The sequence below is a fragment of the Bradyrhizobium sp. SZCCHNRI20481 genome (assembly GCF_032485055.1).
Taxonomy (GTDB): Bacteria; Pseudomonadota; Alphaproteobacteria; order Rhizobiales; family Xanthobacteraceae; genus Bradyrhizobium.
The window spans coordinates 96,500-110,573 of record NZ_JAUEUE010000007.1 but is presented as its reverse complement, the minus strand read 5'-3'; the positions used below and the strand labels follow the sequence as shown (position 1 = coordinate 110,573).

At 65.8% G+C, this 14,074-nt stretch carries 14 protein-coding genes and 1 pseudogene; 8 read left to right on the top strand and 7 right to left on the bottom strand.

The genetic code is table 11. The annotated features are described in order from the left end of the window. Positions 1 to 82 precede the first annotated feature (82 nt). The 4 genes from hflK (at position 83) to QX132_RS13190 (ending at position 4,201) form a co-directional block, all read left to right on the top strand. Positions 83 to 1,210 (top strand): FtsH protease activity modulator HflK, encoded by a 1,128-nt coding sequence (hflK, locus tag QX132_RS13205; protein ID WP_315736878.1) that lies wholly within the window; start codon positions 83 to 85, stop codon positions 1,208 to 1,210. Then, positions 1,207 to 2,145: a protease modulator HflC gene (hflC, locus tag QX132_RS13200; protein ID WP_315736879.1), complete on the top strand. Its 939-nt coding sequence runs from the start codon at positions 1,207 to 1,209 to the stop codon at positions 2,143 to 2,145. The genes hflK and hflC overlap by 4 nt, the downstream gene beginning before the upstream one ends. Positions 2,146 to 2,265: 120 nt before the next feature. After that, the gene (locus QX132_RS13195) at positions 2,266 to 2,472 is read left to right on the top strand and encodes a DUF2065 domain-containing protein (protein WP_008960820.1); all 207 of its coding nucleotides are present in this window, start codon (positions 2,266 to 2,268) and stop codon (positions 2,470 to 2,472) included. 226 nt (positions 2,473 to 2,698) lie between these two features. After that, entirely contained in the window at positions 2,699 to 4,201 is a 1,503-nt protein-coding gene (locus tag QX132_RS13190) for a Do family serine endopeptidase (protein ID WP_315736881.1), read from the top strand. A 919-nt stretch (positions 4,202 to 5,120) separates the two neighbouring features. Here QX132_RS13190 and arsH read toward each other — a convergent pair. From arsH to serB, 7 genes and pseudogenes are all read right to left on the bottom strand, one after another. Beyond that, positions 5,121 to 5,822 carry an arsenical resistance protein ArsH gene (gene arsH / locus QX132_RS13185; RefSeq protein WP_316161649.1) on the bottom strand — a complete coding sequence of 234 codons (702 nt, stop codon included), beginning with the start codon at positions 5,820 to 5,822 and terminating at the stop codon, positions 5,121 to 5,123. A 78-nt stretch (positions 5,823 to 5,900) separates the two neighbouring features. Then, positions 5,901 to 6,416 carry a heme-binding protein gene (locus tag QX132_RS13180; RefSeq protein WP_316161435.1) on the bottom strand — a complete coding sequence of 172 codons (516 nt, stop codon included), beginning with the start codon at positions 6,414 to 6,416 and terminating at the stop codon, positions 5,901 to 5,903. Continuing rightward, the gene (locus QX132_RS13175) at positions 6,401 to 6,637 is read right to left on the bottom strand and encodes a thioredoxin family protein (protein ID WP_316161433.1); all 237 of its coding nucleotides are present in this window, start codon (positions 6,635 to 6,637) and stop codon (positions 6,401 to 6,403) included. The genes QX132_RS13180 and QX132_RS13175 overlap by 16 nt, the downstream gene beginning before the upstream one ends. Before the next feature lie 16 nt (positions 6,638 to 6,653). Further along, a pseudogene (locus QX132_RS13170) lies at positions 6,654 to 7,650 on the bottom strand (permease). Positions 7,651 to 7,703: 53 nt separating this feature from the next. Beyond that, a complete protein-coding gene (locus QX132_RS13165) occupies positions 7,704 to 8,000 on the bottom strand; it encodes a metalloregulator ArsR/SmtB family transcription factor (protein ID WP_315771696.1) in 297 nt (98 codons plus the stop codon). Between the two features lie 459 nt (positions 8,001 to 8,459). After that, entirely contained in the window at positions 8,460 to 8,723 is a 264-nt protein-coding gene (locus tag QX132_RS13160) for a hypothetical protein (RefSeq protein ID WP_315736882.1), read from the bottom strand. 448 nt (positions 8,724 to 9,171) lie between these two features. Further along, on the bottom strand, positions 9,172 to 10,062 hold the full coding sequence (gene serB, locus QX132_RS13155; RefSeq protein ID WP_315736884.1) for a phosphoserine phosphatase SerB: 891 nt from the start codon (positions 10,060 to 10,062) through the stop codon (positions 9,172 to 9,174). A 3-nt stretch (positions 10,063 to 10,065) separates the two neighbouring features. Here serB and miaA point away from each other — a divergent pair, with 3 nt between their 5' ends. From miaA to QX132_RS13135, 4 genes are all read left to right on the top strand, one after another. After that, positions 10,066 to 10,992, top strand: a complete 927-nt coding sequence (gene miaA / locus QX132_RS13150; protein WP_316161432.1) for a tRNA (adenosine(37)-N6)-dimethylallyltransferase MiaA — start codon at positions 10,066 to 10,068, stop codon at positions 10,990 to 10,992. Between the two features lie 30 nt (positions 10,993 to 11,022). Further along, a complete protein-coding gene (locus QX132_RS13145) occupies positions 11,023 to 11,280 on the top strand; it encodes a FitA-like ribbon-helix-helix domain-containing protein (RefSeq protein ID WP_315771691.1) in 258 nt (85 codons plus the stop codon). Next, on the top strand, positions 11,277 to 11,702 hold the full coding sequence (locus tag QX132_RS13140; protein WP_316161431.1) for a PIN domain-containing protein: 426 nt from the start codon (positions 11,277 to 11,279) through the stop codon (positions 11,700 to 11,702). Before QX132_RS13145 ends, QX132_RS13140 begins: the two co-directional genes overlap by 4 nt. A gap of 393 nt (positions 11,703 to 12,095) precedes the next feature. Beyond that, positions 12,096 to 13,865, top strand: a complete 1,770-nt coding sequence (locus tag QX132_RS13135) for an acetolactate synthase 3 large subunit (protein WP_315778685.1) — start codon at positions 12,096 to 12,098, stop codon at positions 13,863 to 13,865. The last annotated feature ends 209 nt before the right edge of the window (positions 13,866 to 14,074 follow it).

The window sequence follows — 14,074 nt, the reverse complement described above, 5'->3', positions numbered from 1 at the left end:
AGGGGCGGGGCCGTCCCTTATAACCCGGCGACCGTCGGGGCCGGCGTTGGTGCACACTCAGCCTCTCGGAGGAGATCGATCGATGGCGTGGAAGAATCAGGGCGGAGGCCCGTGGGGTCAGGGTCCGAAGGGGCCCTGGGGCTCGGGACCGCAACCGGTCGGTCCAAGGCCGCCCGACCTGGAAGATCTTCTGCGGCGCGGCCAGGACCGGCTGCAGCAGTTCATCCCCGGTGGCGGCTTCGGCACCGCCGGCGTCCTGCTGATCGTGCTCGGCGCCATCATCATCTGGCTCGCCTCCGGTATCTACCGCGTGCAGTCCGAGGAGCTCGGCGTTGTGCTCCGCTTCGGCAAATATGTCCGCGATGAGCAGCCGGGCCTGCGCTATCACCTGCCTTATCCGATCGAGACCGTGCTGCTGCCCAAGGCGCTGCGCGTCAACTCGATCTCGATCGGCATCACCGCCAATGACGATCCCGGCCGGCGCGGCCGCGGCGGTCGCGATGTCCCCGAGGAAAGCCTGATGCTGACCGGCGACGAGAACATCGTCGACGTCGACGTCACCGTTCTCTGGCGCATCAAGCCGAAGGGCGCCGCCGACTTCCTGTTCAACATCCAGAACCCCGAGGGCACCGTGAAGGCGGTGGCCGAGAGCGCGATGCGCGAGGTGATCGGCCGGTCGAACATCCAGCCGATTCTCACCGGCGCCCGCACCGTGATCGAGCAGAACGTGCAGGAGCTGATGCAGAAGACGCTCGATAACTACGGCTCCGGCATCCAGATCACCCAGGTGCAGATGCAGAAGGTCGATCCGCCGGCCCAGGTGATCGAGGCGTTCCGCGACGTCCAGGCGGCGCGTGCCGACCTCGAGCGTCTCCAGAACGAAGCCCAGACCTACGCCAACAAGGTCGTGCCGGATGCGCGCGGTCGCGCCGCGCAGATCCTGCAGGTCGCCGAAGGCTACAAGGAGCAGGCGATCGCCGAGGCCAAGGGCCAGAGCGCGCGCTTCCTCAAGGTCTATGACGAGTACAAGAAGGCGCCCGACGTGACCCGCGAACGGATCTATCTCGAGACCATGGAGCGCGTGCTCGGCGGCTCGGAGAAGCTCGTGCTCGACAGCGGTGCCTCCGGCGGCCCCGTGCCGCTGCTGCCGCTCGGCGATCTTCTGCCGCGCCGTACGGCGCCGGCCGCTCAGCAGGGAGGCGTCCGATGAGGTCCCCCGTTGCAGGCATCGTCGCGCTCGTCGCCGTGCTCGTGCTCGTCGTCATCGGCTACAGCTCGCTGTTCACCGTGCAGCAGACCGAGCAGGCGCTGGTCGTGCGGTTCGGCAAGCCGGTCGACGTCGTCACCGAGCCTGGCCTGAACTTCAAGGCGCCGTTCATCGACAACGTGATCTCGATCGACAAGCGCATCCTCGACCTCGAGAACCCCTCGCAGGAAGTGATCGCCTTCGACCAGAAGCGGCTCGTCGTCGACGCCTTCGCGCGCTACAAGATCAAGAACGCGCTGCAATTCTACCAGAGCGTCGGCTCGATCCAGACCGCCAACGTCCAGCTCGGCACGCTGCTCAACGCCTCGTTGCGCCGCGTGCTCGGCGAGGTCACCTTCACGCAAGTCGTGCGCGACGAGCGCGAGGGCCTGATGCGCAAGATCCGCGATCAGCTCGACAAGGAGGCCGACGCCTATGGCATCCAGGTGGTCGACGTCCGCATCCGCCGCGCCGACCTGCCGGAGGCCAACAGCCAGGCCGTGTACAACCGGATGAAGACCGAGCGGCAGCGCGAGGCCGAGGAGTTCCGGGCGTTCGGCGGCCAGAAGGCCCAGGAGATCAGGTCGAAGGCCGATCGCGAGGCCACCGTGATCGTCGCCGAGGCCAACTCGCAGGCGGAGCAGACCCGCGGCGCCGGCGATGCCGAACGCAACCGGCTGTTCGCCGAGGCCTACAGCAAGGACCGCGACTTCTTCGCCTTCTATCGCTCGATGACGGCGTATGAGAACGGCCTGAAATCCGGCGACACCCGCTTCCTGCTGCGGCCCGATTCGGAGTTCTTCCGCTACTTCGCCAACCCCTCGGGGAAGCCGGCGGCGGAGACCTCGTCCACCGCCGGCTCGACCGCGGCCGTCGCGGTGCCGGCGCCCAAGCCCTGATGGCACCTGCCTGATGCCCAGGGCGGTTGATCCGGGCGAATAGGAGTTGACATGGACGGGGCGAAGCCGTTGCTTCGCCCCGTTACATATCAAGAAGGTTGAACGGGAGGTCCGGGTCCGATGAGGTCCATTGCGTTTTCCGATTTCCTCATCGGATTAGGTATCCTGTTCGTGCTCGAAGGCTTGATGTTCGCGGCCAGTCCGGAGTGGATGCGGCGGGCCATGAAGACTGCGATGACCACGCCCGACAACGTGCTGCGCGCGGTCGGCATCGGCTCCGCGGTGGCCGGTTTGGTCCTGATCTGGGTGATCCGGCGACCGATCTGAGCGGCGGATTGTTGTGCGTTTGCGCGTTCGCCGAACGAGGGGCGGCCGCGGCAAACGACGGTCCGCCGGCCGGCCAACGCCATTGTGAGGCGATGGCTGCGCCATTTTGCCGTATTAGGTCGCCCTCAATGATGAATCTGCGGTCCGATCCGGCGTGCTTGCGTCCCCCGCCGGTTCCGGCGCACTGTAACGGTTGAATTTGCCGACTTTTCTGGAGATCCGCCCGATGACCGCAACCCTTGCTTTCAGCCGTCGACTGCGCCCGATCCTGACCGCGGCGGTTCTTGCCGCGGGCTGGGCGCTCGCGCCGGCCCCGGCCTCGGCGCGGGGGCCGGAGGGGATCGCCGATGTCGCCGAAAAGGTGATCGACGCCGTCGTCAACATCTCGACCTCGCAGACTGTCGAGCCCAAGGGCGGCTCGTCCGAGGGGCGGAACGCCAATCCGCAGGTGCCACCGGGCTCGCCGTTCGAGGAGTTCTTCGACGACTTCTTCAAGAACCGCCGCGGCGGTCCGGGCGGCCGGGGCGGTGCCGACAACTCGCCACGCCGCACCAACTCGCTGGGCTCGGGCTTCATCGTCGACGACTCGGGCGTTGTCGTCACCAACAACCACGTCATTGCCGATGCCGATGAGATCAACGTGATCCTCAACGACGGCACCAAGATCAAGGCCGAGCTGGTCGGCGTCGACAAGAAGACCGACCTTGCGGTGCTCAAGTTCAAGCCGCCGCGGCCGCTGACCGTCGTCAAGTTCGGCGACTCCGACAAGCTCCGGCTCGGCGATTGGGTGGTCGCGATCGGCAACCCGTTCAGCCTCGGTGGCACCGTCACCGCCGGCATCGTCTCGGCCAAGAACCGCGACATCTCGTCGGGGCCCTATGACAGCTACATCCAGACCGACGCCGCCATCAACCGCGGCAATTCCGGCGGCCCGCTGTTCAACCTCGAGGGCGAGGTCATCGGCGTCAACACGCTGATCATCTCGCCGTCGGGCGGCTCGATCGGCATCGGCTTCGCGGTGCCATCGAAGACCGTGGCCGGCGTCGTCGACCAGTTGCGCCAGTTCGGCGAGCTGCGCCGCGGCTGGCTCGGCGTGCGCATCCAGGGCGTCACCGACGAGATCGCGGAGAGCCTCAACATCAAGCCGGCGCGCGGCGCGCTGGTCGCCGGCGTCGACGACAAGGGACCGGCCAAGCCGGCTGGCATCGAGCCGGGCGACGTCGTCGTCAAGTTCGACGGCCATGACATCAAGGAGCCGAAGGACCTGTCGCGCATCGTCGCCGACACCGCCGTCGGCAAGGAGGTCGACGTCATCGTCATCCGCAAGGGCCAGGAGCAGACGCTCAAGGTCAAGCTCGGTCGGCTCGAGGATACCGAGAAGGTGCAGCAGGCGGCGATCAAGAAGGACGAGCCGGCCGAGAAGCCGGTGACCCAGAAGGCGCTCGGGCTCGATCTCGCCGCGTTGTCGAAGGACCTGCGCGCCCGCTACAAGATCAAGGACAGCGTCAAGGGCGTCGTCGTCACCGGCGTTGACCAGGCCTCCGATGCCGCCGAGAAGCGGCTGTCGGCCGGCGACGTCATCGTCGAGGTCGCCCAGGAGGCGGTGACCTCGGGCGTCGACATCAAGAAGCGCGTCGACCAGCTCAAGAAGGACGGCAAGAAGTCGGTGCTGCTGCTCGTCTCCAACGCCGACGGCGAGCTGCGCTTCGTGGCGTTGAGTTTGCAGTAGGGCAGGAGTCCACGCCTCCACATCGCGGGGCACGGTGCGTAGGGTGGGGCAAAGGCGCACCGTGACCTACGCTTGGTACGACGCTCTCTCGCGCGCCGTGCCCACCATGTGGCTCTGCGTTCGCGGCACGACGGTGGGCACGCTGCCGCCCTGCGGACGGCTGCTTTGCCCACCCTACGGCAGCTCCACACTCCGCTGTCGTCCCGGCCTTGAGCCGGGACCCATAGCCCCAGGGAGCAGTTTGGGCCGGGCTGATCATTGGCCGTTTGCTCGTCACGACGGCCGCGGCGTATGGGTCCCGGATCGGCGCCCCGACGCGCTGGCGCGCGCCGTGGCTTGTCCGGGACGACGACGGTTCGCAAGGCGAATTCACGGCTCAAACAGCGATCGACATAGCTTTGCAGTCTCGCGGCGCATCGCGCCCGAGGTCTGCAATCAGTTCGTCCCTCGCGACAATGCAGAGGGCGCAGGGAATGCCGGGTGAAGGCCTCACCCATGGCCCGCCTGCTGAAAAAATGCAGGCGGCAGGTACCACAGGCAAAGCCGATTCAACCGGCATTCCCTGCGCGACGGTCTTCACGCTTATACGCAGTCTCCCTGGTGCGCCGGGCTTGTTGGCCACCATTGCCCATGCAATGCGAAGCATTGTCACGAGCGTGACACCAGCATCGGGGTGTCAGGACGCTGCGACTTCACGTCCGCGAGCGATCGTTCGTCCGCACTCTCATTGAAGAGAATGCTGCGATCTCTCGCGGCCACCGCTCCCCGCCTCGCGTGTCGTGACGATCGCGCGCTACGCCCCTCCGCAGTGAGGCGGGATGGCGCTAGACAATCATAAATTCTGTAAAATAGCAAGTAATTTATTTTTTTCAGAAGCCGACGGTAAGCCGTCGGCAGCCGCTCCACGGCAGGCGCCGGCTCAGAGCGACCGCTGGTTGACCCGCTTCGAAAGCTCCTCGGCACTTTCCTTGCGCTCGGAATAGCGGTCGACCAGATAGTCCGCCCGGTCGCGCGTCAGCAGCGTGAACTTGACGAGCTCCTCCATGACGTCCACGACGCGGTCGTAGTAGGACGACGGCTTCATGCGATCGGTGTCGTCGAACTCCGCGAACGCCTTTGGCACCGATGACTGGTTCGGGATGGTGATCAGCCGCATCCAGCGGCCGAGGACCCGAAGCTGATTGACCGCGTTGAACGACTGCGAGCCGCCGCTGACCTGCATCACGGCCAATGTCTTGCCCTGCGTCGGCCTGACGGCCCCGAGCGACAGCGGGATCCAGTCGATCTGCGTCTTCATCACGCCGGTCATCGCGCCGTGCCGCTCCGGCGAGCACCACACCATGCCTTCGCACCAGGTCACGAGGTCGCGCAGCTCGCGGACCTTCGGATGATCCGGCTCGGCGTCGTCGACCAGCGGCAAGCCGTGCGGATCGAAAGTCCGTGTCTCCGCGCCATAGCGGGCGAGAATGCGCGCCGCTTCCTCGGTCAGCAGCCGGCTGAACGAGCGTTGCCGGAGCGATCCGTAGAGCAGCAGGATTCGCGGAGGGTGGGAGGAGAGCGCAGGCTCCAGCAGCTTCGCGCGGTCGATGGCACGGAATGAGGTTTCGTCCAATTGAGGCATCGTGTCAGACAACGCGGTATCCTCCGGCAAAATGATCGGCGTTGGCCGTCCTCGTTCGAGATCCGCCGGTACAAGCGCTCAGAACGCGATGTCCGCAGCGGCGGCTTCGATGCCGGCGTTCGCGCAGATGTCGTCGTTGTCGCCTCCGGGCGCGCCGGATACGCCGATCGCTCCGACCTGCTGGCCAGCGGCCTCTATTGGCATGCCGCCGCCGACCATGACAACGCCGGGAACGTTGACGATGGCCCGTTCCCGAGCATCCGGTCGTGCCAGGCGGGCTGCGAGCGTGCTCGTCGCCTCGCGCCAGCTCGCGGCCGTCCGCGCCTTGCCCGTCGCGGCCTCTAGCGTATGCCAGCCGGCGAAACGATCGCGCAGGGTGACCAGCGCGAGCCCCGACGGATCGCTCACGGTCACGGCAGCCTGCCAGCCGCGTTTGCGGCACTCCGCGAGCGCCGCCTGTGCCGCCTTGAGCGCCGTGTCCGGCGCGATGATCCGGCGCGTCCACGTGGGTTCGTCGGCGCGCGCCACGACAGCCGGGCCGAGCAGGAGGACCACTGCGAGCAGCGGACGCAACACCATCACGCCGACAGCCATTTCGCCATGTCTTCTGGCTTCGGCAGGCCGCCCGCATGGACGACCTTGCCGTCGATCACCACGCCCGGCGTCGAGGCGATGCCGAACCGGGCGATGTCGGCGAAGTCCGTGATCTTTTCCAGCTCGATCTCGATGCCGAGCTTGCTTGCTTCCGAGGAGGCCATTGCTGCGGTCTGAACACAGCGCTTGCAGCCGGCGCCGAGAATTTTGACGTTCTTCATGGGGCTTGTCCTTTCATCAGAACAGGGCGTTGAAGAGATAGCCGACGGCGACGATGCCGGCGGCGACCACGCCCGCGAAGACAGCGATCAGCCGGAGCGTCAGCACCTTGCGCAGAATGAGCATCTCGGGAAACGAAAGCGCGATGACGCTCATCATGAAGGCGAGCACCGTTCCGAGCGCCGCGCCCTTGCCGAGCAGCGCCTCGACGACGGGAATGATGCCCGCAGCGTTGGCGTACATCGGCACGCCGATCAGCACCACGGCCGGCACGGACCACCATTGGTCCTTGCCCATGATCGAGGCGAGCAGGTCGTTCGGGACATAGCCGTGAATGAATGCGCCCGCCGCAATGCCGATGATGATCCAGGCCCAGACGCGGCCGACGATGTCGCGCACCGCGTCGATCCCGGCCCGGATCCGATCGGCGACGGTCTGTGAATCGGGCTGCAGCTCCGCCTGTCCTGCGCGCACGTCGCGAACCCATTGCTCGAGCCAGCCTTCGAGATGCAGTCGTCCGATGATCCATCCCGCCACGATCGCGATCGCCAGGCCGAAGGCCAGATAGATCGCGGCGATCCTCCAGCCGACCAGCGCGAACAGCAGGCCGAGCGCGACCTCGTTCACCATTGGCGCCGCAATCAGGAACGAGAAGGTCACGCCGAGTGGGACGCTCGCCGAGACGAAGCCGACGAAGAGCGGCACCGCCGAGCACGAGCAGAAGGGAGTGAATACGCCGAGGATCGCAGCCGCGACGTTGCCGAGGCCCTCGCGCTTGCCGGCGAGCAAATGCGCGGGTTCGCTCGGCTGAAAAGAAGCTGCGCACGACGCCCATGCCGAATACGACCAGCGTCATCAGCATCAGCACCTTGGGCGCGTCGAACACGAAGAAGCGCGTGGCTTGTTCCAGATGGCTGCCGCGGGGCACCGGCAGCAACGACACCAGCCATGCCGAGAGCGCCTCAAGCTGCCAGTAGATCGCAAACCACATCGCGACGGCAGTTGCCGTCGCCATGATCCAGATCGCAGCCGATGCCGACCCGTCAGGATAGGTCGAAGCTTCGGTTTTCATGCTGCGCTCCTGTCCGGCTCAGGCATGGCCGCCATGACGGCGTCGAGGATGGCGCGCCGATCGGGCGTCAGGTCAGGGCTCAGCCGATACCGGACCCACTGGGCGTCACGGCGGTCGATGACGAGACCTGCGGCCTTGAGGGCGGACATGTGCCGGCTCATGCGCGATGCGCTGGCTCGGAGCTGCTGCATGAGCTCGCAGACGCAATGCTCGCCGCCGTCCCAAAGGATGCGCAGGGCGGCGAGACGGGTCGGCTCGGCCAGAGCGACGAGCAGCGGGACGGGATCGGACATGGCGGCGATATATGCGTATTTTCGTATTTGCGCAATAACGCATATAATGGTTATGGATATGCGGTTTGACCGGCAATCGGCGCGGCGCGCGGCGTCAGGCTGACAATGGCTGGTGATGCATGGCCCGCGCGGCGACGCCCTGCGAGATCCAGGTTGGGAAATTAGGCGAGCTGCTTGGCGTCAGGCCAATGCACGCGCAGGATGGTCTTGCCGCCGGCGGCCGGAATGTCCGTGCGACTGGTCTCGACGACGCGGCCGCCGAGCGGGGCATGAAAGCGGAGAGCGGCGATGTTGGCCTCGAAGACCCAAAGGTGCAGCGGGCTGGGCGTCTGGGCTGTCCGCGGAGCGGATGTCCAGGATCTTCACCACGCGCGACGCCACGCGTTTTCTCGGATAGGGAGCGCGGCCTCGCCGAGCGAGACGCGCGCTGCCTATGTGACGATGGGTTGCTCGCGTCGCTCAGTTGCGAACGCTGCCCACGGTGGTCGGAGCGACGAGAGCGGCGCTGCGACGGTGCTGGGCGAGCACGGCGAGCTGGTGCGGGGAGGCGGCGCTGTCCGCGGCGATGGTCTGCTGCGCGGCCGATGCACCGACGACAGAAAGCTGGTGCGGGGTGGCCGGCAGCGCGCCGACTTCGTAGCTCGGCAGCTCACCGGCGACAGCCGCGCCGGTCAGCAGCGCGAGGGCAAGAAGAGAGCCGGGAATGATGTGCTTGATGGTCATCGGGAGGTCCTTTTGTGACGATGATCGATTGCATCGCGTGCAATCGCTTTCGTTTCCTTGGACACTCCCTAGCCTTGTCAGCTTTATATGCGCTGCAGCATGATTTGACAATTCATCGATTGGTGATGCGGTTAAAGCGACACTGCGCGCCCCGCCTTGATGCGGAGGGCGAATGATCTGATCTGCGATCTGAGATGAGATTGGAATGAAGTTACGTGCGAGTGCATAGGATTGAAATAAAATCCTAATGATGTGCTGATCAGGCTTTTCGTAACGGCTTTGCTTGCCTTGCGTCCGACTCTGGATTGCTTCGCTGCGCCGCTGCGCTCGCAATGACGGCCTGGCGGCTGCCCATGAATGCGTCCTCTCTCACAACAAGGGGAGAGGGCGCCGTATTGCGCTTCGCTTGCACGCGTCGTTTGACATCCGCGCCACGGCGGCGGCCCTGTCAGTCGACGAACTGATCGCGCGTGTAGCCTTGCGCATAGAGCAGGGCGGTGAGGTCGCCGTGGTCGATGCGGGCCGAGGCGGCGGCCGAGACCGCGGGCTTGGCGTGATAGGCGACGCCGAGGCCGGCCGCCTCGATCATGCCGAGGTCGTTGGCGCCGTCGCCGACCGCCAGGGTGTCGATCTCGTCGAGATCGAACGACTCGCGCAGCTCGATCAGGGTGGCGAGCTTGGCGTCGCGGCCGATGATCGGCTCGCGCACCTCGCCGGTGAGCTTGCCGCCATCGATGACGAGCTCATTGGCGCGGTTCTCCTGGAAGCCGATCTTGGCCGCGATGGCGCTGGTGAACAGCGTGAAGCCGCCGGAGATCAGGCAGGTATAGGCGCCGTGTGCGCGCATGGTCATCACCAGATGACGGCCGCCCGGCGTCAGCTTGATGCGTTTGGTCAGGACCTCGTCGACGACGCTCACCGGCAGGTCCTTCAGCAATGCGACGCGTTCGCGCAACGCCGGCTCGAACGCGATCTCGCCGCGCATGGCGCGCTCGGTAATGGCGGCGACACGCGGCTTCAGCCCGGCGAAGTCGGCGAGCTCGTCGATGCATTCCTGGCCGATCATGGTGCTATCCATGTCGGCGAGAAAAAGCTTCTTGCGCCGGACGGCTTCGGGCTGCACGACGATGTCGATCGGCATGTCGCCGCGCAGGTCGCGCAGGCGCGCCTCGAGCTTGTGGACCTCGCCGTCGTGGGCGAAGGGGATGTCGATCGCGACCTCGTCGAACAGCCAGCGCGGCGTGCCCGGCGAGGGCAGCACGGCCAGGAAGGCCTCCACGATCGTGGTATCAAGCGCGGGATCGGCGGGATTGCAGATGAAGGTGGCGACGAGAGACATCAGGTGACTTTGCCAGGGATCAACAAAGCCGTGCTTATCGCAGGGCCGACCGCCAGCGGCAAGTCGGCGCTGGCGATGGAACTTGCGCAAAAAGCGGGCGGGGTCGTTATCAACACCGATTCCATGCAGGTTTACCGTGACCTGAGAATCCTGACGGCGCGGCCAACACCTGACGACGAGGCTGATGTGCCGCACCGGCTCTACGGCCATGTCGATGCAGCCGTGAACTACTCGGCCGGCCACTATGTCCGGGATGCCGCGGTCGTTCTTGCCGAGGTGCACGCGGCCGGGCGGCTGCCGATTTTCATCGGCGGCACCGGGCTGTACTTCAAAGCGCTGACACGGGGATTGGCGGCGGTCCCGCCCGTCCCTGACGACGTCCGAGACGCGGTGCGCCTGCGGCTCGACCGCGACGGGGTCGAGGCGCTGCATGCCGAGCTGGCGCGGCGCGATCCGGCGGCGGGCGCGCGGCTGAACGTGCGCGACCGCACCCGCGTCGCCCGCGCGCTGGAGGTGATCGAAGCCACCGGTCGGCCATTGGCCGAGTGGCATGCCGAGACCACCCCGCCGCTGCTGCCGGCGGGCAGCTATCGGGCGCTGTTCATCGCGCCGGAGCGCGAGACGCTCTATGCGCGGATCGACGCGAGGTTCGATCTGATGCTGGATCGCGGCGCGCCGGAGGAGGTTGAACAGCTGGCGGCCCGCGGGCTCGATCCGCTGCTCCCGGCCATGAAGGCGCACGGCGTGCCGGCGCTGATCCGTTATCTCCGCGGGGAGATCACGCGGGAGGAGGCGGCCGTCATCGGCAAGGCCGACACCCGCCATTATGCCAAGCGGCAGTTCACCTGGTTTCGGCATCAGCTGCCGGAGTTCGGGTGGATGACGCCGGAGCAGGCGCGGGCGTGGGTGGCAGCGTTGAGCGAGCTTTGATATCGTGATATCGTAATGGCGGAGGCATAGATGGCTGACATCCTGATCCGCAAAGTGGACGATGCGACCAAGGAGCTGTTGCGGCTTCGCGCCGAACGGCGTGGCAAGAGCTTGGAAGCCGACCTGAGGGAGACGCTCGAAAAGCTCGCGCGTGAGGAAGCATCGTCGCCTGATGATGCAGAGCCGTTTGGCACTTGGCTCTTTAACATTACGAGACCGGGCGTCGACCTCGATGCGGAGCTTGAATTGCTTCGGTCCGCACCCATTCGGCCTGTCGAGTTCGAATGATCCTGCTTGATACCAACGTTATCTCGGAGGTGCAGAAACTTGCGCCGGCCATGCAAGTGATCGGTTGGCTTGATGCAAACTTTGCGAATACCGCAATTTCGAGCATTACGATTGTCGAATTGGCGGCCGGGCTGGCGTTGCTCAATGACGGCCGGCGGAAAGACAGTCTTCAAAAGGCTGTCAGCAGGACGATCCGCCGCTTCGGAAGCCGGGTCTACGCGTTCGACGCTGCTGCCGCTCAATCGGCAGCACTGCTGCTTGCACAAGCGCGGTCGCGAGGGCTGCCGTTGCATCAGATCCCGAACAAGCTTGCCGACCTGCAGATCGCCGGTATCGCGTCGGCCTATGGTCTCGATCTCGCAACACGTAACGTCGGAGATTTCGCCGGGCTGGGACTTGCGCTGATCGATCCTTGGGAGTGACCCGTCGCGGGCACTCCTGCGGAACGACCGGGGTGGCCAAATTACCGCTCGCCGAACGGCAAATTCCGCGTTAACCTGATAAAATCGCGTTCATGAGCTCGCTTTGCCTTGACATTGGGGCATCGCTGGCTATCTTTCGCGCAACCTTTGGGAAGTTCGATCGGCACCATGCGCAACATTATTACCGCCATCCTTATTGTAGTCGTACCCAGGCGCATCGCCGGGGATGGCTAGCGGCCATCCATGATCCGAGCGGTGCGCAGGGCCTTCCAGGGCCCTTTTTTATTGCCCGGAAGCCGTCGAACCGACCAGCCGAGCCACTGACCGAAGCCATCCGCTAGACCCGACCGACCAAGACGACAAGCCGCTGACAGAAGCGATCCGGAGCCTGCCATGACCGACAAGAGCCACGATCCGAACCAGATGACCGGCGCCGCGATGATCGTGCGCGCGCTCATCGACCACGGCGTGCAGCACCTCTTCGGCTATCCCGGCGGCGCGGTGCTTCCGATCTATGACGAGATCTTCCAGCAGAGCGAGGTCCAGCACATCCTGGTCCGCCACGAGCAGGGCGCCGGCCATGCTGCCGAAGGCTATGCCCGCTCGACCGGCAAGCCCGGCGTGGTGCTGGTGACCTCCGGCCCCGGCGCCACCAACATGGTGACCCCGCTGGCCGACGCGCTGATGGACTCGATCCCGCTGGTCTGCATCACCGGCCAGGTGCCGACGCACCTGATCGGCAACGACGCCTTCCAGGAGTGCGACACGGTCGGCATCACCCGGCCCTGCACCAAGCACAATTGGCTGGTCCGCAACGTCAACGATCTCGCCAAGGTGCTGCACGAGGCGTTCTACGTCGCGACCACGGGCCGTCCCGGCCCTGTTGTCGTCGACGTGCCGAAGGACGTGCAGTTCGCGACCGGAACCTATCATCCGCCGCGCAAGTCCGACGTGCACATCTCCTACGCCCCGCGCGTCAAGGGCGATGCGACGCAGATCCGCAAGGCGGTGGCGCTGCTGGCCGGCGCCAAGCGGCCGGTGATCTATTCCGGTGGCGGCGTCATCAATGCGGGGACCGAGGCCTCGAAGCTGTTGCGCGAGCTGGTCGAGGTGACGGGCTTCCCGATCACCTCGACCCTGATGGGGCTGGGCGCCTATCCGGCGTCGGGCACCAACTGGCTCGGCATGCTCGGCATGCACGGCACCTACGAGGCCAACATGACGATGCATGATTGCGACGTCATGCTGTGCGTCGGCGCGCGCTTCGACGACCGCATCACCGGCCGCACCGACGCGTTCTCGCCGAACTCGAAGAAGATCCACATCGACATCGATCCGTCCTCGATCAACAAGAACATCCGCGTCGACGTGCCGATCATCGGCGATTGCGGCGACGTGCTCGCCGACATCCTGCAGGTGTTCAGGGCCGAGGCGAAGAAGCCCGACATCAAGGCGTGGTGGCAGCAGATCGCCACCTGGCGCGCGCGCAACTCGCTCGCCTTCAAGCCGAACCGCGACGTCATCATGCCGCAATATGCGATCCAGCGGCTGTTCGAGCTGACGCGCGGGCGCGACACCTACATCACCACCGAGGTCGGCCAGCACCAGATGTGGGCGGCGCAGTTCTACGGCTTCGAGGAGCCGCACCGCTGGATGACCTCGGGCGGGCTCGGCACAATGGGCTACGGCCTGCCGGCGGCGATCGGCGTCCAGGTCGCCCATCCCGACAGCCTCGTCATCGACATCGGCGGCGACGCCTCGGTGCAGATGACGATGCAGGAGATGTCGACGGCCGTGCAGTACGAGCTGCCGGTCAAGATCTTCATCCTCAACAACCAGTACATGGGCATGGTGCGGCAGTGGCAGCAGCTCCTGCACGGCAACCGCCTGTCGCATTCCTACTCGGAGGCGCTGCCGGACTTCGTCAAGCTGGCGGAAGCCTATGGCGGCGTCGGCCTGCAGGTGTCTAAGCCCGGCGATCTCGACGGCGCGATCAAGGAGATGATCTCGGTCAAGAAGCCGGTGCTGTTCGACTGCCGCGTCGCGGCGCTGGAGAACTGCTTCCCGATGATTCCGTCCGGCAAGGCGCACAACGAGATGATCCTGCCCGCGGAAGCGTCCGATCCGGCCGCGGCGTTCGCCGGCGGCAAGGCGCTGGTGTGAGGACTGATCGTGAGGGCGATGCCAACCCAACACTCCGCTGCCATCGCCCGGCTTGCCGCCTTCGCTAAAGCTTCGGCGCGCCCTGAACGCGCGGCCTCGTCGAAGCCTTGGCGAAGACGGGACCGGGCGATCCAGTACGCCGCGGCAGCCGTGGCTCTCACGACTGCTGGTGGGTACTGGATGCCCACTTTCACGGGCATGACAGTCGT